The organism is Mesoplasma coleopterae, from assembly GCF_002804245.1.
GTDB lineage: Bacteria > Bacillota_I > Bacilli_A > Mycoplasmatales > Mycoplasmataceae > Mesoplasma > Mesoplasma coleopterae.
Genome location: NZ_CP024968.1, coordinates 626,794 through 648,556, shown reverse-complemented (window position 1 = coordinate 648,556; position 21,763 = coordinate 626,794). Strand labels below are relative to the sequence as shown.

Genomic DNA, 21,763 nt, shown 5'->3' with positions numbered 1-21,763 from the left:
GTAAAATGGAAAATAAAAACTTATTATCTATTGGAAAAATTGTCAACACATTTGGTATAAAAGGGGCTGTTAAAATAGCTTTAGAAAAAAACATTGAAGTTAACGATATAAATGAAATTAAACTTTTATTTATTCAAAATACAAACAATGTAATTATTCCAAAACAGGTTGACTCAATAAGCATGCAAAAAAGTCATTTAGTTGTTTACTTTAAAGAACACAATCACATTAATGAGGTTGAAACATTTAAAGGCAAAAAAATTAAATATTTAAATGATAACAATGCATTTTCAATATTCTATGATTTAACTTACTATTCTGTTGTATACAACAATCAAAATGGTAAAGTTATTGAAACAATGTTCAATGGTAATCACGATTTAATTAAAGTTTTATTAGAAAATGAAGAAAAAACATTTTGAGTGCCTTTAGTTGATGTGTATACTGAAAACATTGATGATGAATCTAGAATTATAACTTTAAAAAACATTGAAGGATTAAAATAATGAAATATTCAATTCTAACATTATTCCCAAATATCATTAAGTCTTATATTTCTGAGTCAATTATTAAAAAAGCTTTAGAGCGTGAAAAGATTGAATTAGAAATTATTGATATAAGAGATTTTACGACATTACCTCATAATCAAGTTGATGAGTATCAATTTGGTGGAGGGAGAGGAATGGTTTTAATGTGTGATCCAGTTGTCAGTGCAATTGAATCTGTTAAAACAGAAAACTCAATTGTTGTATTAACTTCTCCACAAGGGAAAACTTGAAATCAAAATATTGCAAAGTCATTTGCAGCTGAATATGATCACATTATTATTGTTTGTGGACATTATGAAGGTTTTGATGAAAGAATATTGAAATATATTGATATTGAAATTTCAATTGGTGATTATGTATTAACTGGTGGAGAATTGCCTTCATTAATAATGTTAGATTCAATTACTAGAATCCTACCAGGAGTTATAAATACAGAATCACATGAACAAGAAAGTTTTGAAAATAACTTATTGGATTATCCAGTATACACCAAACCCCATGATTATAGGGGAGACAAAGTTCCTGAAGTCCTTTTAAGTGGACACCATGCTAATATTCAAAAGTGAAGAGATGAACAACAATTAATATCTACTTTTAATAAAAGACCAGATTTAATTGATGAATCAAAATTAAACAAAGTACAAATACAATTATTAGAAAATCTTAGAAAATCGAAAGGAGATAAATAATATGGCATCAAAAGCAACAAAAACAACACAATCAAAATACGCTATTATTAACAACCAATTACGTAACGACTTACCAGATTTTACATCAGGGGATACTATTAAAGTTGACGTTAAAATTAAAGAGGGAGAAAAATTCCGTATTCAAACATTTGAAGGATTAGTAATCAAAACTCAAGGTTCAGGTATTACTTATTCTGTTGTTGTTAGAAAATTATCAAACGGTGTATTCGTAGAAAGAACATTCCCACTACACTCACCAATCATTGATAAAGTTACTATCGTTAAACGTGGACGTGTACGTAGAGCTAGAATTTACTACATCAGAAAATTATCAGGTAAAGCTGCAAGAATTAAAGAAATCTTACCAACAAAAGCTGATAAAAAATAGTTGTCAATTATTAAACAATATAACTCTCATGTCAAATGAGGGTTTTTTTATTTGTTATAATATAAAAAGATTAAAAGGAGAAATAACATGAGTGCAGAATTTAACTGATTTCCAGGTCATATGAATAAGACTTTAAAAAATATTGAAGAAAAAATTCCTGTGGTTGATTTAGTAATTGAAATTTTGGATGCTCGTGCTCCATATTCATCTCGTAATTTAACTTTTTCAAAAATACTAAAAAATAAACCAGTTTTATATGTTTTATCAAAAGCAGATATTGCAGATCCAAAAATAACTCAGGAATGAGTTGAATACTATGAGAAAAAAAATAACACTGTAATGGTATTAGATGATAAACAAAAAAATATTGTTAAACCACTAATTGATTTAATTAATAAAGCAACAAAAGAAAAACAAGAAAAAGATAAAGCAAAGGGAATGGTTAATTCATTAATTAATGTTTTAGTTATTGGAATTCCAAACGTTGGAAAATCAACTTTTATCAATAGATTAATTAAAAACAAAAGTGTTAAAGCTGGAAATAAACCTGGATTAACAAGAGGAATTCAATTAATTCATTTATCACAATTTATTTCATTATTAGACACACCTGGAGTTTTACCAGCTAAATTAGAAAATGAAACAGTTGCTACAAATATTTGTGCAATAAATTCTATTAAAGAAGATGTTTACCCAAAAGAAAGAGTTGCTGGGAAATTAATGCAATATTTATTCAACCACTATGAAGGATTAATTGAAAACCATTATAAGATTTCTCCAAGATTACAAAGACCTATTCAAATTGCTGATACATTTATTATTTTTGAAATGATAGCAAAAGTTAGAAAATGATACATGAATGATGACTTACTTGATTATGATCGTGTTATTGATACATTTATGCGAGATATTATTGGGAATGAATTTACTAAAGTTTCATTTGAAAGAATATTAGAAGTTGTTCCTGAAGAAATGGAAAAAGCTTCAAAAGTTAAAAATGAAAAAGCAATTGAGGATATTTCAGATTTATGATAGATGAGTCAAGAATCTTATTTGATAGTCAAATTAGGTTTGAAAATAAAACAAAATTTATTAGTGGTAGTGATGAAGCTGGCAGAGGAGCAATGGCAGGACCAATTGTAGTTGCAAGTGTTATCTTGCCAAGTGATTATCAGAATCCATTAATTAGAGATTCAAAAAAATTATCTAAGAAACAAAGAGAATTACTTTTTGAAGAAATTAAAGCAATTGCGATAAGCTACGCTATTGAAATAATTGAAGCTAGTGATGTTGATATATTAAATCCAAAACAGGCAAGTAGAGTTGGAATGGTTAATTCAATTATGAATTTAAAACCAAAGCCAGTTGTAAGCTTAATTGATGCTGAAAAAATTGTTATTGAGAATTACAATTGTTTACCATTTATTAAAGGAGATGATTTAAGTCAATCGATTGCAGCTGCTTCAATTTTAGCCAAAACAACAAGAGATAACATAATGATTGAATATGCAAAAGTTTATCCTGAATATAATTTTGATTTGCATAAAGGTTATTGTGTTAAAGAGCATGTAGAAAAAACTAAAAAATTTGGTGTGTTGCCAATTCATAGAAAAAGCTATAAACCGATTAAAGATATTTTAGAAAATAACTTTTAATGTTATTTTTTTTTATTTTTTCCTTAATTATATTGTGTCAGGTGTCTGACGAATAACAAAAAGGAGTTCATATGAATCTAGTAAATATAATTGGACAAATTGAAGGAGATGCACAAGTTGCTTATACTTCAAAAGATGGTAACGCAAAGTTATACAAATTTGTAGTTAGAGTCCCCAACTCTTATAAATCAAAAACGGGAAAAAATGAAGACGATTTAATTAACGTTAAAGCTTGGTCTTCTGCTATTAATGATGAGTTTGCATTACATGATCAAGCTGTTGTTGGTATCGAAGCAAGAGTGCATTCATCTATTAATAAAGAGAATGCTAATGTCTTTAATGAAATTATTGCAAATAGAATAATGTATTTAAACTAATAATGGATAATGTTTTATTATATTTCTCATTAAAGTATCATGGAGATTGAGAACAAATTTATGATGCATTAGACAGAAAAGAAAAAATAGAAACTCAGGAATTAATTCAGGTTCCTAATTCAATACCAAATAATTTCATTTCAATAATTAATCCATTGTATCCCAATAATCTTAAGCAAATAATGAAACCTTCATTCATTATTTATTATTTAGGTAATATTTCATTATTACAAAACTACTTTCAAACTATTTATATTAGCAGTTCTGATAATCTTGACGAATATAATGATAATGCGATAAAGGCAGTCGTTAATGATTTGATAAAAGAAAAAAGAACAGTTTTAATTTCAGCAGAAAGTGATTCTGATCATAGAATAATTGATTTCATAATTGCAAAAAAAGGAAAACTAATAATATTAACTAAAGAGCCTCTTCAAAAGTTTGTTGAAAGTGAATATTGAAGCAAATACAAAAACATTGATTATTATGATTTCTTGGTGATTAGTGAATATGAAGAATCAAACAATTTTAAATATAAATCAATTAATAATAAAAATGAAATGAATATTAGAATTATTAATGGGTTATCAAAAGCAGTGATATTCTTAGAACATTCAAACTTTAGTGAAATTGAACCACTAGTAAATGCAGTAATCAATGAAAACAAACCTTATTTTGCAATACCTCAAAATTTAAAAAACTCTAAATCATCAAGTAATAATTTACTTAAAAATGGTGCAAAATTATTGGAAAATGCAACAGATATTTTAAATCAAATTTAAAAACACTTTTGGTGTTTTTTATTTTGTCTTTTGGTGGTAAAATATTTAAAATACGCAATGGTATTTTTTAGAAATGAGGGGATTATATGGATAGAGAAGAACAACAGATGCTTGACAATGAAAAGCTAAATGAATCTTCAACACCACAAGTTAGAGTTTCAAGATGATTAAAAAAATCTGACTTAAATACAGAATTAGATACAAGTAAATCTAAGAAAAAAACTACATATATTGGTTTATTAATTAGATATATGAAAAAAAATAAATTATGAACAACGCTTATGTTAGTTTCAGTTATTATTTTATCAATTTCAACAGCGATGACACCTAAAATTATTGAACAAATGAGTGCAGCTGTAACTATTGAAAAATATGGTAATGTAGCAAACTTACCAAACCAACTTCAAGAAATGATTGATTCAGCAATGAAAAAATGATGAGGCCTAAAATTCTATCCTTTATTGGGAATTGAAATAGGTATTATATTATTTATGGCTCTAGCTACTTTTGTTTCTCAATGAACAGCAGGTATGCTAGGTAAAAAAATCGAAGTGGACTTAAGAAATGATTTAAACAAGAAATTAGTTTCAATGGATATGTCTTATTATTCAGATAAAAAAATTGGTGAAATTTTGACCAAAGTTGTATCTGATACTCAAATTATTGGGGAGCAAACTGGAATTATTCCAATTACTTTCTTAAATGGAGTTTTAACAACCGTTGCTTCAATAATTGTTATGTCAACAATTTCAGGGTCTTTAACAATTGTATTATTTTCTGTATTTGTAGTAATGTTTATAATTTTTGCAGTTTTATTTATTCCAATGAAACCAATTGCATATAAAACAAGAAAAATTGTTACAGAAGTTAATGGTGATGTTACTGACAGAATTAGTAATGTTAAACTAATTAAAGCTTCAGGAACTGAAGAATATGAAGAAAATAGATTTATTGAAAAGCACGTTCCTTATTTTAAACAATCAACACATATGAACTACTATCAAGCAATGATATTGTCTTTAATTTTCTTAATCATTAATGCAATTGAAACAGTTATGATTATTGCTACCGTATTAATTTATGATGCTTCACATGTAGCCGCAGTTTTACCAGGTATGATTTCAGCTTCAGCTTTAATGATTGGTCCACTGATGTCTTTCTTAAGAGTTTTAGTTGGATTAACACAATCAAACGTAGCTTCAAAAAGAGTTGGTGAAATCTTAGAACAAGAGCCAAGATTCAATAATCACTTTGAGGATAAAGAAGGTGTGGTAATTGATAAAATTCAAGGAAATATTTATTTTAGAGATGTAGCATTTGCTTATCCTGAAAAACCAACAGAACTTATTTTACCAAAATTTGATTTTACTTTTGAACAAGGTAAATCATATGCATTCGTAGGAACTACAGGTGCTGGTAAATCAACAATTTCAAAATTGTTATTAAGATTTTATGATCCGACTATTGGACAAGTTTTAATTAATGAAAATGTCGATTTAAAAGATGTTGTATTATCAAGTTATTTAGACAAAGTAGGATATGTTGAGCAAGAACCTGCTATTTTCTTAGGTAATGTTTATGACAACGTAAGATACGGAAGATTTGATGCAACCGATAAACAAGTTATAGCTGCTTGTAAAAAAGCTGAATTACATGAATTAATTATGAGTTGACCAGACGGATATGAAACAATTCTTGGTGAAAGAGGATTTATGCTATCTGGTGGGCAAAAACAACGTTTAGTAATTGCTAGAATGTTCTTAAAAAACCCTCAATTATTAATATTAGATGAAGCAACTTCTGCTTTAGATAATATTGTAGAAAAAGAAATTCAAGCAAAATTAAATGAATTAATGAAAGGTAGAACAAGTGTAACAATTGCACACCGTCTATCTACAATTAAAAATGTTGATGAAATCTTAGTTCTAGCTCCTAAGCAAGGAATAGTTCAAAGAGGAACTTTCAATGAACTTAAAAAAGTGCCAGGTCATTTTAAAGATTTATATGATGCAGGTAATTCAAAAAATGATGGAAAGGGTGTAATAAGTAATGAGCAATAATAATCAAAAACAATTAAACAAACATGGTTTTGATGTAAATATGGAATTTTCATTTAAAAAACTTGGTGTTTTTATGAAGCAAATATTTGAATCAGCAGGCCAAAATAAAACTCTTTTCTTTGCTGTTTGTTTTTTTACAATGTTAGATGCAATAATTTCAACATTCTTACCCGTATTTGCAACAATGATGATTTCAGGTATCATGAATGATTTAGCAGGACCAGAAAAAAAAGAAACTTTAAGCTTTTTAGCATGACAAGTATCTGTTATAGATTGAGAAATTTGATTATATATAACATTAGCAACTCTTGTACTTTTATTCATATCTGAGTATGTTGTTAACTGAAGTGTCGCTCAATTTTCTTTACATGTTGAAATTAATCAAAGACAAAAAATGTTGATTAGATTAGCACAACAAGATGTTGATTTCTTCTTTGATCATGTATCAGGAAATATTTTGACAAGACTTGTTGGTGATACACAATCATTAGCGTTTGGTATTCAACAATTCTTTACAAATATAATTTATTTCTTAACTGGAATAATCATGGCTGTAATAATCATGATACTATCAGGAATTTGATATGTCGCAGTTATTATGGCTGTCTATATGGTTTTCTCAATTGGTATTGCTGTATTAATTTTTATTCAAAATAGAAGAAAACTAATTGCAGCTTTTGACAGAAAACGTGAAGTTGATCAAGATATGACAGATAGAATTTCAAATATATCTTTAATTAAATCTTCTGGTCTTGAAGAATATGAGGTTAAAAGAGTTGAAGACTTAAATGAAATTTATAATAGAGCTGGTGATAAAGCTGTTCAATGATCAGCTTTATTAACTCAATGAATTCAAATAACAGCTTCAGCAATGATGCCTTTATTTGTTATCATATTTTGCGTTGCTTTCTTAAAAAATGGTAATACTGAACTATTATTAGTTAAAATGCCTTTAGCCCAAGTTTTAGTATCATTTGTTGTTGGTGCTATTGCCATGTTAATTCCAACATTAAGATCAGCTACAAGAGCACAAAATGCGGCTCAGAGAATTTCAGAGTTAACTGACCCTGAACCAACAATTAAACCAAACCCTCAAGGTCCTGAAATTGAAAAAATTAATTCAATTACATTTGAAAATGTTTCATTTGCTTATCCTAAAAAACCAGAAAAAACTATTTTGCCAAAAATGAATATTACGTTTGAAAAAGGTAAATCTTATGCTTTTGTTGGTGAAACAGGTAGCGGTAAATCAACAATTGCTAAATTATTATTGAGATTTTACATGCCAGTAGATGGGCAAATAATGGTTGAAGGTAAATATAAAAATGAAGATTCTTTAGTAAAAGATTCACATGATTTAAATACAATTAACTTACCAGCATACTTAAGTAGAGTTGGATATGTAGAACAAGAACCACAAATTTTATTTGGTGATTTCTTTGAAAACATTAGATATGCTAAATTTGATGCAACTGATGAAGAAATTATGAAAGCATGTAAAAAAGCTAATTTACACGACTTTATTATTTCATTAAAAGATGGATATAATACAATCTTAGGTCAAAGAGGTTTCTTATTATCAGGTGGACAAAAACAACGTTTAGTTATTGCAAGAGTATTCTTGAAAAACCCTGACTTCTTAATATTAGATGAAGCTACATCAGCTTTAGATAATATTGTAGAAAAAGAAATTCAAGGTGAATTAGATAAATTGATGAAAGGTAGAACAAGTGTTACTATTGCTCACCGTTTATCAACAATTAAAAATGTAGATCAAATCATCGTTCTTGGAGCAAATGGAAAAGGTATTGTTCAACAAGGAACTTATGATGAATTAATATCAACTCCTGGTAGATTTAAAAAATTATATGAAGCAGGATTGATGAATTAATGAAAAATAAAACAGTAAATATTATTGGAGCTGGTTTAGCAGGCACAGAAGCTGCTTATCAATTAGCAAAAAGAAATATAAAAGTTAAACTTTATGAAGTAAAAAGAATAACAAAAAACCCCGTCCAAAACTTGGACGGGTTTGCTGAATTAGTTTGCTCTAATTCTTTAAGAAGCAATGAAATGACTAATGCAGTTGGTACTCTAAAAGAAGAAATGAGACTTTTAGATTCTTTAATAATTAGAGCGGCAGAATACGCACAAGTTCCAGCTGGAGGAAGTCTAGCAGTTGATAGAGTTTTATTTTCAGAATACATTACAAATGAAATTAGTTCAAATAAAAATATTGAAGTAATTGATCAGGAGGTCGAAAATATTGACCCAAGCGAAATAACTCTAATTGCTTCTGGACCATTAACCACTGATAAACTACAATCAGAAATTACTAAAATTATTGGTAGTGATGATTTTTACTTTTATGATGCTGTTGCACCAATAATTGAAAAAGATTCAATTGACATGAGCGTAGCTTATCAAAAAAACAGATATGACAAAGGGGAAACTAGTGATTATATAAATTGTCCAATGTCAAAAGAAGAATATTTAAATTTTTATAATGAACTAATTAAAGCAGAAATTGCTATTGGTCATTTACCAGGAGAAGCTGAATTAAAATATTTTGAAGGATGTATGCCAGTTGAAGCTATGGCTAAAAGAGGTATTGAAACATTATTATTTGGTCCAATGAAACCTAGAGGTTTAGACAAACCTGATGGCACAAGAAATCATGCTGTTGTGCAATTGCGACAAGATGATGCAAATGACAGACTTTATAATATTGTTGGATTTCAAACAAATTTAAAATGACCTGAACAAAAAAGAGTTTTTTCTATGATACCAGGATTAGAAAATGCTAAGTTTGTTAGATATGGTGTTATGCATAAAAATAACTTTATTAATTCACCAAAAGTTCTTAACAAATACTTACAACTTAAATCAAATGAAAATATATTTTTTGCTGGTCAAATAACAGGTGTTGAAGGATATGTTGAATCTAGTGTTTCAGGATTAATAACTGCAATCAACATAGCAAATTTTATAGAAGATAAGGAAATGAGTATTCCATCTTCTAAAACTGTATCAGGAGCTTTACTAAATTATATTAACAAGGCATCAATAACAAACTTTCAACCCATGAAAGCAAATTGAGGTATTGTAGATGAAATTGATTTTAAAAGACCTAGCAGAAAAGTAACAAAACAAGAAATTAAAAAACTAAAAAATGAATACTTTTCAGAATTAGCGATTAATTCTATTAAAGACTACATTAAAAATATATAGAAAGAAGAAAAAACATGATAAATCGTTTAGACACTATTTTTTGAGCATATTTTAACGAATATATTAAAAAAGATTCATCTCAAATTTTTAAAAAAATTAATAATGATTTGAAAGAAAAAGTTAACGAAATTTATGATGTTACCTATTATTCTCTTTTTCAATTTCAATTATGAAAAAATGAGTCATTGATTAATATAGAACCTGAAAAGTATACTGAAATATCTAATTACATAATTGAAAATTATAAAGAACTTTTCACTTTTACATTTCAAGATAAGAATGTAGAATCAAAATTTAAAGAAATTGACGAAATTCAAAAATCATTTATTAAAGAAGTGATTGAAGAATTTGTTTTAAATCATATTATTAAAACATCATTTATTAGTTCGGAAGATATCAGTCAAAATTATTATTGAAATTTCGCAAGTTTATGTGCTCTAACAAGTAAATTTGAATATGATATAAATTTTAAAAATGATAAAGAAAGCAAATATTATTATTCAATTGTTTACCCATTTTTAATAACAATGGTTATGATAGATGTTCTTAAACCTGCTGATATGGTAGATAAGATCAAAAAAGTATTTACAAGAAAAAACATATCTGAAGCATATAAAAAAGGCAGAGAACTGAGTTCTGAAGAAAAAGAATGGCTTGCCCCAACAATTCAATTTTTAAAAAATGAAGATGAATTAAATGCTTTTATTTTGAATTTTAAAAAAGATAATTGAGAAAATATTAATATTAAACAAAAGTTTAAAATAATTCATGAACTTTCAAAAATAACAACTATATTTTTGAGAGATAATTTAAAGAATATTTCAGTTATATCTGAAGGAGATGAGGTTTATGAAGCTCTATACGCTTATTTACCACTCTTTTTAAGTTCATCTAAGGAACAAGGTAAAATAAATATTAAAACCTTTGATGGAGCTCTTAAAACAGTTCACAGCATGTGTCCTATAAATCAAAAGGACTTTAATCCTGCTTGAACAATAAAACACTCTAAAAAGTTTAAAGAATACAAAAAAATAAAATTTAGAGCTGAGAAGTTGATGGATTTTGTAGCTAGAGTAAGATATTCAACTTATTACATGGAAATGGTTAATAAAACAAAGCGAAATAATGGTGTTTTAGGAGACTGTCTAATATCATTTAAAAAAGTTGGAATAGTGAAAACTATGAACTTTTATAGTGAGATTGATGGGAAATTTGAGTTTAATTATAAAAATGTAAAATTTAAATCAATAAATTTAGATACAAAAAACTTTCAAAAATTGTTAACTAAGGCAGATCGATTCGAAGAAATAGCTGATTATAATTCTCAAATGTCAATTATGTTAAAAATACTTTCTTTGACCATAACCATTGACCCAAAAGCACCAAAAACTTTTGAATATTCATGAGAAACATTAATTAAATACTACATCATAGCTTTTGGACCTTACAAAAAAAATATGATGTCTTATACATATAAAGATCTTGAATTAATAGAATTTAAAATCAATAAGCTGTTAACACAATATAAAAAACTTCAACAAAAGGAAAAAGTTATTGATTCTATTGGAGTGTTATACAAATTACAACATTTTAAATAGAAAAAAAATAAAATCAATAGTTAATTTTAAGATTTTTAAAAAATAAAAAATTATTATTATCTTACAACTGAATATAAAAGAAACTTATACAGGGTAGCATAATGGGCTACTGACCCCGCCTTCAAACCAATTTGAAGACTATAAGTGAAAAACCACTCTTTATATTAATTAAAGTTTCTTTTTACGTCCTAATGACAAAAAAGAAACTTTTTTATTTAGTTGACTTTTATAATAGAGAAAAAACGAAAGGATATATATGGCTAAAATAAAAAACCAATATTATAACGAATCTGTTTCGCCTATTGAATATGCGCAACAAGGATTCAAGGGTAAAATGCGTTCAGTTAATTGAAACGTAGTAAACGATGAAAAAGATTTAGAAGTATGAAATAGAATCACACAAAACTTCTGATTACCAGAAAAAATACCAGTTTCAAATGATTTAACATCATGAAGAACATTAACACCAGAATGACAAGAATTAATTACGAGAACTTTTACTGGATTGACTTTATTAGATACAATCCAAGCAACAGTTGGAGACGTTGCACAAGTACCTAACTCATTAACAGATCACGAACAAGTTATTTATACAAACTTTGCATTCATGGTTGCTGTTCATGCTAGATCATATGGATCAATTTTCTCAACATTATGTTCAAGTGAACAAATTGAAGAAGCTCATGAATGAGTTATTAATACAGAAACATTACAAGAAAGAGCAAAAGCATTAATTCCTTACTATGTTAATGATGATCCTTTAAAATCAAAAGTTGCAGCAGCATTAATGCCAGGCTTCTTACTATATGGAGGTTTCTATTTACCATTCTATCTATCAGCTAGAGGTAAATTGCCTAATACTTCAGATATTATTAGATTAATTTTAAGAGATAAAGTTATTCACAACTACTACAGTGGATACAAATACCAAAAGAAAGTAGCTAAACTTTCTCCAGAAAAACAAGCCGAAATGAAAGACTTCGTATTTAAATTATTATACGAACTAATTGATTTAGAAACAGCTTATTTAAAAGAATTATATGATGGTTTTGGACTTGCTGAAGATGCAATCAGATTCAGTGTGTACAACGCAGGTAAATTCTTGCAAAATTTAGGTTATGATTCACCATTCACAGAAGAAGAAACAAAAATAGAACCAGAAATCTTTACTCAGTTATCTGCTAGAGCTGATGAAAACCACGATTTCTTCTCAGGAAATGGTTCATCATACATTATGGGTGTTTCAGAAGAAACAGAAGACGAAGATTGGGAGTTTTAAATTATGCATGATGATATTAAATTAGTTTCGGGTGAAGAAATTGTTAAACCTACAGGAAAAGTACATGTTGTTTACTTTTCATCAATATCAAACAATACACATAGATTTATTCAAAAACTTGGTGTTGAAAATTCAAGAATACCATACGAATTAGAAGAAGAAATTATTGTTGATTCTGATTATGTATTAATAACTCCAACATACAGTGGTGGTGGAGAATTTACTTCAGGCGCAGTTCCAAAACAAGTTATTAAATTTTTAAACAATGAAAACAACAGAAGTTTTTGTAGGGGCGTAATTGCTTCAGGTAATACTAACTTTGGTAATACTTTTGCAATGGCAGGACCAATTTTATCAAAAAAACTTAATGTTCCATTGTTATATCAATTTGAATTATTGGGAACTCAAGGTGACGTAGACAAAATTAATAAAATATTGAAAGACTTTTGAGGAAAATAAAGATGGAAGATAAAAAAATAAATACATTATCTGGTACAGAAGAAAGTGATGAATATGTTACGTTAAATGCCAGAGCTAAAATATTAGCTGCTGGATCAGATAATTTTAAACTAGATGTAGAAGCTGCTAAAGCTTACTTAAAACATCATGTTGAACCAAGATTAGTAAAGTTCGATTCAGTTAAAGAAAGAATTGAATACTTAGTTTCTAATGGATACTATGAAGAAGAAGTTATTAACAAATATAGTATTGAACAAATTGAAGAAATTACTGATATCGCTTATGGATTCAATCGTGAATTTCCAAGTTTTATGGGAGCGATGAAGTTTTATAATTCATATGGTTTAAAAACATTTGATGGTCAAAAATATTTGGAAAATTTTGAAGATAGAGCAGTTATGAATGCTTTATTCTTGGGAAATGGAAATTTTGAATCTGCAAAAAAAACATTAAGACAATTAATGTTAGGAAGATTCCAACCAGCTACACCAACATTTTTAAATGCTGGTAAAAAACAACGTGGTGAATATGTTTCTTGTTATCTATTAAGAGTAGAAGACAACATGGAATCAATTTGTCGTGCTGTTACAACATCATTGCAATTATCAAAACGAGGTGGTGGAGTTGCTTTATGTTTAACTAATCTACGTGAATTAGGAGCACCAATTAAACACATTGCTAACCAGGCAACTGGTGTTATCCCTGTTATGAAAATTTTAGAAGATTCATTCTCATATGCTAACCAACTAGGACAAAGACAAGGTGCTGGTGCAGTTTACTTAAATGCTCACCACCCAGATGTTATGTCATTCTTAGACACAAAAAGAGAAAATGCTGATGAAAAAATTCGTATTAAATCATTATCATTAGGATTAGTTATTCCAGATATTACTTTTGAATTAGCTCAAAAAAATGAAGAAATGGCTTTATTCAGTCCTTATGATGTTGAAAGAGAATATGGAAAAGCAATGTCAGATATTTCAATTACTAAAGAATACTATAATTTAATTGAAAACCCAAACATCAAAAAAACTTATATTAATGCAAGAAAATTCTTTTTAACTGTTGCAGAATTGCATTTTGAAAGTGGATACCCATACATCTTGTTTGATGATACTGTAAATAATAACAATGCTCATGCAGCAACTGGAAGAATTGTTATGAGTAACTTGTGTAGTGAAATTGCTCAAGTTTCAACACCAAGTACTTTTAACGATGATTTAAGTTTTAAAACTATGGGAGACGATATCTGTTGTAATTTAGGAAGTCTTAACATTGCTAAAGTAATGGAAAGTGGAGCTGAATTTGGAGAAGTTATTGAACACTCAATTAATGCTTTAGATTTAGTTTCAAGAACAAGTGATTTAAGTAGTGCTCCTTCAATTCAACAAGGAAACAAAAAAAATCATGCTGTCGGTTTGGGAGCAATGAACTTACATGGTTTCTTAGCAACAAACTTTATTTGATATAATTCAATTGAAGCTGTTGATTTTACAAATATGTTCTTCTATGCAATGGCATATAATGCATTTAAAGCATCACATAAATTGGCTTTACAATATGACACATTTGATGGATTTGAAACATCACAATTTGCTGATGGAAGTTGATTTAATAAATATACTAAATGTGCAGAAGATAAATGAACTCCTGAAACACAAAGAGTTAAAGAATTATTTGCCCAATACAATGTAACTATTCCAACTCAACAAGATTGAATTGAATTAGTTGAATTAATTAAAAAAGATGGAATCGCAAATTCACACTTAATGGCTGTTGCTCCTACAGGATCAATTAGTTACTTATCTTCATGTACTCCAAGCTTACAACCAGTTGTAGCACCAATTGAAGTACGTAAAGAAGGTAAATTAGGTAGAATTTACGTTCCAGCATACAACATCAATTTTGATAACATGGCTTACTATGCTTTAGGAGCATATGAAGTTGGGCCAATGCCAATTATTGATATTGTTGCTGCAGCTCAACAACATGTTGATCAAGCTATTTCATTAACTTTATTTATGACAGACCAAGTTACAACTCGTGACTTAAACAAAGCATACATTCATGCATTCAAGAAAAAATGTGCATCAATCTACTACGTACGTGTAAGACAAGAAGTATTAGAAGATAGTGAAAACTATGAATGTGATGCATGTGTAATTTAATAAAAAACTAAGTGGTTATTAGCCACTTTTTTTGTTTGCATTTTATCCAACTTATGATTATAGGTTTTTACTTTTAACAACTCATTGTAGGTTAAATTAGACTTATAATAAGTTTAGAATAATTTCTAAAAAGGTAAAAATAAATAGAAATTATTATTTTTTGAAAGGTGAAAAAATGAAACATGCAAAAATAAACAGCCACTTTTACGACGAATGTAAAAAAGTAAGAGAAGCTGTCGGTGGAATAAAAAACATCGAGTTAATTAATAGATGTTCAACAAGAATCAGAATCAAAGTTATTGACATAACAAAATTAAATTTGAATAAACTTGAAGGTTCTAAAATTTTTGTTAAAACATTACTAAAAGATGACTTTGTTCAATTGATTGTTAACGAGAATATTGATGAAGTTTTTTTAAATTTATTAAAATCGCTAAAAATTTCATATGAAGAGATTCCTAATGATTTTGAAGTAAGAGTTAATAAAGAGGGGAACTTTTTTAAAGTAGTAACTGATGGGATTTCTGTTATTGTAAAACCTCTTATACCTCTTTTGATAACAATGGCCATAGTAGCTACATTATCAAATGTATTTAATGGTATAGATTTTGGATCAGGAACTTTATCAGAAACTGGTCAATTTGCAAAAGCAGTTGGGGAAATGTTTGATATTTTACAAAAAGCATTAAACTTAGCTTTCTCAATAATGATTCCTTGATCAATTTTTAAACTTATGAAAGGTAGTCAAGCAATTGGTATATCAATTGGTATTGTATTATGTTTCCATGATTTGATAAGCACAAATGACATTATGAGTGGAGAATATGGTGACATATTTAAATGATTTGGAGATGCATCATTCCTTGAATCAGGATATCCTTGAAAAATATCATATGTTGGTCAAATACTTCCTATAGTTGCAATGAGTTTTATTGCAGTCTATATTGAAAGATTTGCAAACAAATTTGATATACCTGTATTTAAAGAAATGGTTGCAATACCAATGATTACAATTTCTACATTCTTTATTGGTATTTTATTGGTAGGTCCTTTAGGCTTATTATTAACATATGGAATGAATGAAGGTGTGGTTTGAGCAACTACAGATAATGTTGCTAAATATATATTTAATCCAATTTTAGGATTAGCCTTACCTTGGTTAGTTATTACCGGATTAATTCAAGTCTTGGTAGTTATTAACTTACAACAGTTTACTACATTTGGTGGAACAACAATGATGCCGATGTTTACACAATTAAATATTGCAGTAGCAACTTCAATCTTAGCTGTAACAATTATAAATCGACATAATAAAGAATTAAAAAGAACAGCAATACCTTCATATTCATTAGCATATGTAAGTGGATCAACTGAACCAGCATTATTTGGTGTAGGATTAAAATTTGTTTATCCAGTGATTGCAGCAAGTATTGGTGCAACTGTTGGTATTATAATAACAACATTTGCTGGAGTGATTTGTACAAATGGTAATGCTTCATTGTTAGTATTTTTATCAATTACAACTAAACCTGAAATATTAGATAAATTTAACATACACACAATAGCGGGTGGGCCATACTTATGAATGGCAATAGCTATTGTGGCAACATTTATAACAACTTTCTTTGCAACAATTGGTTTATCAAAAATTAAAGTTTTCAAAGAAATGAATGCAAAAGTTTTAGAAAGAGATTTTTCGGTGAATTAACATGAAATTAAATAAAGAAACAATATTAAATTTAATAACAGAACATAATCAAGATGATATTAAAAAAGCAAATGAATTAGTAGCAAGTGATAAATATTATAGACCAACATATCATATAGCACCTCCAAATGGATTATTGAATGATCCAAATGGATTAGTTTATGTAGATGGAGAACATTATATTCATTATCAATGATCACCACTTCAACCATATCATGGAATGAAACATTGACGTTTAGTTAAAACTAAAGACTTTGTTAATTATGATGATTTAGGTGTATCAATAATACCAACAGAAGAATTCGAAAGAACAGGAGCATTTTCTGGCTCAGCTTTTAAAGAAAAAGACGGAGTAAAAATTTACTACACAGGTAATATTGAAGAAAATGGCGAAATGATTGAAGAAGTGCAAATCAAAGCGGACTTCATTGATGAAAAAATTGTAAATAAAAGAGTTGTTGTAGAGCACGATAAAAATCTTTTCACACCTCACGTAAGAGATCCAAAAATATTTGAATATGAAAATAACAAATATATGATTTTTGGTGCTCAGTGTAAAGCTGATATGCTTGGTGGGTTAGTTTTCTACAAAACTGACGATATGGAAAAATATACTTTTGATAGAATACTAAAACCATCATTAGACCAAACTTATGGATACATGTGAGAATGCCCTAATTTAGATTATCTAGAAGGAAAAATGCTATTTATGCAATCATCAGAAGGGTGATTTAATGAAGAAAATCCTTATGAACTAAATAGTTCAAGAAATGTTGTTTATACTCAAATAGATAAATTAGATTTTGAAAACAATAAATTGAATGAAAAATCAATTTTAAAAACAATGGATTTCGGACATGATTTTTATGCACCGCAAACTTATTGAGTTGATAAAAAACTTTTAATGATAGGTTGATTAGGTGCGGTTGATGTTCAATATCCAACAGATGAATACTCATGACACTCAATGTTAACAATACCAAGAGAACTAAGCTGATCAAAAGAAATTTTAGTTCAAAAACCTTACTCAGAATTCAAAAAAAATGTTTTAACTAAAACAACTAAAGAAGCATTTAAAGAATTAAGTGTAAACAAAGCAATACATTTAGAGTTTGATTTAAGCGATAATTTAGACATTAAAATTCTTAACGAAAAAAATGAATTTATAGAAATAAAATTTACTGATAAAGAAATAATTTTAGATAGAACAAATCAAACTGCAAAAGTTGATTGAAATTTTGAAACACCAAGAAAAGCATTAAGAAAATTCAAAAATCAAAAAGTTGAAATATTTATTGATTCATCATCAATTGAAATATTTGCGGATAATTATGAAACAATTTTTACTTCAAGATTTTTTGTAAAAAACTTTAATAAAATTCAATTAAATAAAGAACATGAAATGTTACTATCTGATATTAAAGAAATGAAATTAAAATAATAAATAATTAAGCAACTTTTAGGCTGCTTTTTATAATAAAAATTTTAATTTCTTTAATTACAAGCAACTATGCTATAATATATAAATGACTTGTGATTTAAAATGCTGATTTTTTGATCCTGAGTATAGAAAAAGGATAGAAAATGACATTTAAAGAATTACAATTAAGCGACAAAGTATTAGTCGCACTGGAAAAAGCTAATTTTAACGAAGCTACAGAAATTCAAGCTAGAGCAATACCACTTTTCCTAGAAGGAAAAAACATTTTTGGTAAATCAAGCACTGGTACAGGTAAAACAGCCTCATTCGTATTACCAATCTTAGAAAAAATAGAACCAAACAAAAGAAGAGTTCAAGCCGTTATAATGGCACCAACAAGAGAATTAGCAATGCAAATTGTTAACCAAATTAGAATATTTGGATCAAGAATAGAAAATCTAGTAATAGCACCATTAATAGGTGGAGCTGATATGCGAGATCAAATTAAAAGACTGAAAGACTCACAAATAGTTGTGGGAACTCCAGGAAGGGTTAATGACCACTTAAATAGAAAAACTTTAAAATTAGATGATGTTAGAACAATCATTTTAGATGAAGCTGATGAAATGCTAAAAATGGGATTTAAAAACGAAATTGATGCATTATTTGAAAGAGTTTCACCAGATGTTCAAATTGGTTTATTTTCAGCTACAACATCACCAAAAGTAATGCAAATTGCTAATGATTATATGAATGAATATGACGTTATTGAAATTGAAAATCAAATAGAAGTTAATGCTAATATTACAAATACCTTTATTTTCACAAAAGGTTTTAGCAAAGAAGATTTAATTGTTAAAGTATTTAAAAAACACAAACCTAAAAGAGCTATTGTTTTTTCAAACACAAAAAACCATACAGATAAAATTGCAGACAATTTAGAAGCAGCAGGAATTAGAGCTATAGTTATTAATGGTGATAAAAGACAATCACAAAGATCAAGAGCTATTGCAAAATTTAGAAACAATGAAATATCAGTTTTAGTTGCAACTGATGTTGTTGCTCGTGGAATTGATATTACAGGTGTTGACTACGTAATTAACTATGATGTATCAATGGAAGACGAACATTTTGTTCATAGAATTGGTAGAACAGGAAGAAATAATACAAAAGGTGATTCAATTACTTTTGTACAAAATCAAAATGTTTTAAGACAAATAAAAGGAATAGAAAAAAACTTTAATTTAATTATTGATGAAATGCAAATTTCTGAATATGGTGAAGTAGACAAGCAAGAAGGAAGAGGAAACTCAAATAGAAGTTCACGCGGAGATAGAAGAGATTCAGGTCGTGGAGATAGAAGAGATTCAAATCGTGGAGACAGAAGAGATTCAGGTCGCGGAGACAGAAGAGATTCAAATCGTGGTCGTGATGACAGAAGAAATGCTGGACACAATGATAGAAAAGACTTTGCTCATGGCGAAAGAAAAAGAACAAGTGAAAGACTAGATAGCAGAAGTAGCGCTTGAACTTCACAATCATGAGAAGAAAGAATGTTATCTTTATCACCTGAAGAAAAAGAATTTGCTAAAAAAGCTTTATCTCTAGTTGATGATTATTCAAGTAATGGAAACTCATCTAATAACTCTGAAAATTCAGGCAGAAGAGGTTCAAATCGTGGGCGTGATGACAGAAGAAGTTCAAACCGTGGTCGTGATGACAGAAGAAGTTCAGGACGCGATGATAGAAGAAGCTCAGGCCGTGGAGACAAAAGAGATTCAAATCGTGGAGACAGAAAAAATAATAATTTTGAAGGAACTAGACATTCTTCATGAGATGTTAAAACAGATTACTCAAAACAAGATTCAGGTCGTTGAGAAAGAGTAACAGGAAAAGACAAAAGACCTGCATCATTTAATGATAAAAAAGGTGGATCTGATTCAAACCGTGGTGGAGACGAAAGAAGAAATAGAAGAAGTTCAGGTAGAGGTGAATGAGTTCACTCAGGTCCGAGAGAAAATAAAGGTTCAGGAACACGTAACAGAAGAAATTCTTCATCAAATAGTTCATCTAAAAAATCAAGAAATAAATGATAATAATTCAACTAAAACAAACTACTATTTAAAAGTTGTTTGTTTTATTTATTTTTTATTCAAATATTAAACTTTTTGCAAAATTGCTTTTAATTTTATTAATATTTATGTTATATTTATATATGTAATTATTAATTGCCCATGTAGCTCAGTTGGATAGAGCACGCGCCTTCTAAGCGTGAGGTCGGAAGTTCGAGCCTTCTCGTGGGCACCACTCGAAAACATCAATCATGCTATAAAAGGCATGATTTTTTATTAGAAAGAGGTTTTATGAATTTTTATGATGAGCTAATTATTGAACTAAAAGAACTGGTTCTGAAAAATGATTTTGAAACTGCCTTGCTAAAAATTAATCAGGAGTTAGCAATGCCATATGTTCCTTCAGATATTGAAGAACAACTTATGAAATTTAAAGTTGAAGTATTTGAAAAAATTTCAAATACTGCCAATGGCAACAATAATCTAAATGCTGAATATATTTTGCAATTATTGAAGTCTAATGACAGAGAACAACAAGCATTTGGTATAAATTTTTTAAATAAAATTAATTTAAGAGATAAACTAGATGAAGTTTCTGAAATTCTTCTTTTAGAAAGAATTGATAATTCAATAAAAACTTTGATTCTTTTTACATTAAAAGAACAAGAAATAAATAAAATTTTTGATGTTTTATACAGTGGTGTCCAAAAAAAATGAAATCCTTCAGAAATTGATTTTGAAAATAATTTCAAATTTATAACTAAAATTGATGAAGTTATTTCAAAAAGTATTGAAAACGAAAACCCAGGAATAGCACATGATGCAAAGATGTTAAATATTAATTTTTATTTAAATAATTTAGATAATTTCAACACCTTATTCTTAAATGAAAAAGCTGCAGCATTTATTCTATTTGCAATAGAAATGTTAGAAGAAAAAAAGGAGATGTCTTATATCAAGCAATGATTTGATTTTGACGAAGAAAAAGCATCAGAATTATTAAAGGAGATTAAGGGTTATGAATAATAAAATAATTTTTGATAGAGATAACTATCTTGAGTTTAATGATTTTAATGATGTAATGATACAAGCTTTTGGAATCGGTTGTTCATTATGTTATGAACCACAAATAAGTTTTGTTTTAAAAGGACATCCAAAACCAATTGGCAGTCTAATTAAAGAACAAAGTAAAAATTTAACAGATTTAGAAGTTGAAAAACTAATAGAAAAACCAATTCAAGAATGACAAAAATTTGAAGATATTAATTTTGAAAATCAAAAACCAACATTCTTATGTGATGAATGTTGAAACCAAATGATTTGATAATA

Annotated in this window: 19 protein-coding genes, 1 tRNA gene and 1 riboswitch; all 20 genes read left to right on the top strand. The window is 28.1% G+C overall.

Annotated elements, in window-relative coordinates; genetic code table 4:
* Positions 1-5 precede the first annotated feature (5 nt).
* Positions 6-506, top strand: coding sequence for a ribosome maturation factor RimM (locus MCOLE_RS02950; RefSeq protein WP_100671293.1), 501 nt, complete (start codon positions 6-8; stop codon positions 504-506).
* The gene (trmD, locus tag MCOLE_RS02945) at positions 506-1,237 is read left to right on the top strand and encodes a tRNA (guanosine(37)-N1)-methyltransferase TrmD (RefSeq protein WP_100671291.1); all 732 of its coding nucleotides are present in this window, start codon (positions 506-508) and stop codon (positions 1,235-1,237) included. Before MCOLE_RS02950 ends, trmD begins: the two co-directional genes overlap by 1 nt.
* Before the next feature lies 1 nt (position 1,238).
* Entirely contained in the window at positions 1,239-1,625 is a 387-nt protein-coding gene (gene rplS, locus MCOLE_RS02940) for a 50S ribosomal protein L19 (RefSeq protein ID WP_011183437.1), read from the top strand.
* An 87-nt stretch (positions 1,626-1,712) separates the two neighbouring features.
* Entirely contained in the window at positions 1,713-2,660 is a 948-nt protein-coding gene (gene ylqF, locus MCOLE_RS02935) for a ribosome biogenesis GTPase YlqF (protein WP_099651388.1), read from the top strand.
* Positions 2,654-3,280 (top strand): ribonuclease HII, encoded by a 627-nt coding sequence (locus tag MCOLE_RS02930; RefSeq protein WP_100671289.1) that lies wholly within the window; start codon positions 2,654-2,656, stop codon positions 3,278-3,280. The genes ylqF and MCOLE_RS02930 overlap by 7 nt, the downstream gene beginning before the upstream one ends.
* 71 nt (positions 3,281-3,351) lie before the next feature.
* The gene (locus MCOLE_RS02925) at positions 3,352-3,657 is read left to right on the top strand and encodes a single-stranded DNA-binding protein (protein ID WP_099651386.1); all 306 of its coding nucleotides are present in this window, start codon (positions 3,352-3,354) and stop codon (positions 3,655-3,657) included.
* Positions 3,658-3,659: 2 nt separating this feature from the next.
* Positions 3,660-4,439 carry a DNA-processing protein DprA gene (locus MCOLE_RS02920; protein ID WP_100671287.1) on the top strand — a complete coding sequence of 260 codons (780 nt, stop codon included), beginning with the start codon at positions 3,660-3,662 and terminating at the stop codon, positions 4,437-4,439.
* Positions 4,440-4,525: 86 nt separating this feature from the next.
* Positions 4,526-6,499: an ABC transporter ATP-binding protein gene (locus tag MCOLE_RS02915; RefSeq protein WP_100671285.1), complete on the top strand. Its 1,974-nt coding sequence runs from the start codon at positions 4,526-4,528 to the stop codon at positions 6,497-6,499.
* Positions 6,489-8,390, top strand: a complete 1,902-nt coding sequence (locus MCOLE_RS02910) for an ABC transporter ATP-binding protein (protein WP_100671283.1) — start codon at positions 6,489-6,491, stop codon at positions 8,388-8,390. The genes MCOLE_RS02915 and MCOLE_RS02910 overlap by 11 nt, the downstream gene beginning before the upstream one ends.
* Positions 8,390-9,730, top strand: coding sequence for a methylenetetrahydrofolate--tRNA-(uracil(54)-C(5))-methyltransferase (FADH(2)-oxidizing) TrmFO (gene trmFO / locus MCOLE_RS02905; protein WP_100671281.1), 1,341 nt, complete (start codon positions 8,390-8,392; stop codon positions 9,728-9,730). The genes MCOLE_RS02910 and trmFO overlap by 1 nt, the downstream gene beginning before the upstream one ends.
* Positions 9,731-9,744: 14 nt before the next feature.
* Positions 9,745-11,328, top strand: a complete 1,584-nt coding sequence (locus tag MCOLE_RS02900; protein WP_100671279.1) for a hypothetical protein — start codon at positions 9,745-9,747, stop codon at positions 11,326-11,328.
* A gap of 82 nt (positions 11,329-11,410) precedes the next feature.
* Positions 11,411-11,474: riboswitch (nucleoside riboswitch) on the top strand.
* Positions 11,475-11,584: 110 nt separating this feature from the next.
* The gene (gene nrdF, locus MCOLE_RS02895; protein ID WP_099651380.1) at positions 11,585-12,607 is read left to right on the top strand and encodes a class 1b ribonucleoside-diphosphate reductase subunit beta; all 1,023 of its coding nucleotides are present in this window, start codon (positions 11,585-11,587) and stop codon (positions 12,605-12,607) included.
* 3 nt (positions 12,608-12,610) lie between these two features.
* Positions 12,611-13,066, top strand: coding sequence for a class Ib ribonucleoside-diphosphate reductase assembly flavoprotein NrdI (gene nrdI / locus MCOLE_RS02890; RefSeq protein WP_100671277.1), 456 nt, complete (start codon positions 12,611-12,613; stop codon positions 13,064-13,066).
* A 2-nt stretch (positions 13,067-13,068) separates the two neighbouring features.
* Positions 13,069-15,234, top strand: coding sequence for a class 1b ribonucleoside-diphosphate reductase subunit alpha (gene nrdE, locus MCOLE_RS02885; protein ID WP_100671275.1), 2,166 nt, complete (start codon positions 13,069-13,071; stop codon positions 15,232-15,234).
* A 175-nt stretch (positions 15,235-15,409) separates the two neighbouring features.
* A complete protein-coding gene (locus MCOLE_RS02880; protein ID WP_100671273.1) occupies positions 15,410-16,942 on the top strand; it encodes a PTS transporter subunit EIIB in 1,533 nt (510 codons plus the stop codon).
* A gap of 1 nt (position 16,943) precedes the next feature.
* Positions 16,944-18,383 (top strand): glycoside hydrolase family 32 protein, encoded by a 1,440-nt coding sequence (locus MCOLE_RS02875; RefSeq protein ID WP_100671271.1) that lies wholly within the window; start codon positions 16,944-16,946, stop codon positions 18,381-18,383.
* A 143-nt stretch (positions 18,384-18,526) separates the two neighbouring features.
* A complete protein-coding gene (locus MCOLE_RS02870) occupies positions 18,527-20,458 on the top strand; it encodes a DEAD/DEAH box helicase (protein ID WP_100671269.1) in 1,932 nt (643 codons plus the stop codon).
* 134 nt (positions 20,459-20,592) lie between these two features.
* Positions 20,593-20,669: transfer RNA gene (locus tag MCOLE_RS02865), tRNA-Arg, on the top strand.
* 56 nt (positions 20,670-20,725) lie between these two features.
* Entirely contained in the window at positions 20,726-21,460 is a 735-nt protein-coding gene (locus MCOLE_RS02860) for a hypothetical protein (RefSeq protein WP_100671267.1), read from the top strand.
* Entirely contained in the window at positions 21,453-21,761 is a 309-nt protein-coding gene (locus MCOLE_RS02855) for a hypothetical protein (protein ID WP_100671265.1), read from the top strand. Before MCOLE_RS02860 ends, MCOLE_RS02855 begins: the two co-directional genes overlap by 8 nt.
* The last annotated feature ends 2 nt before the right edge of the window (positions 21,762-21,763 follow it).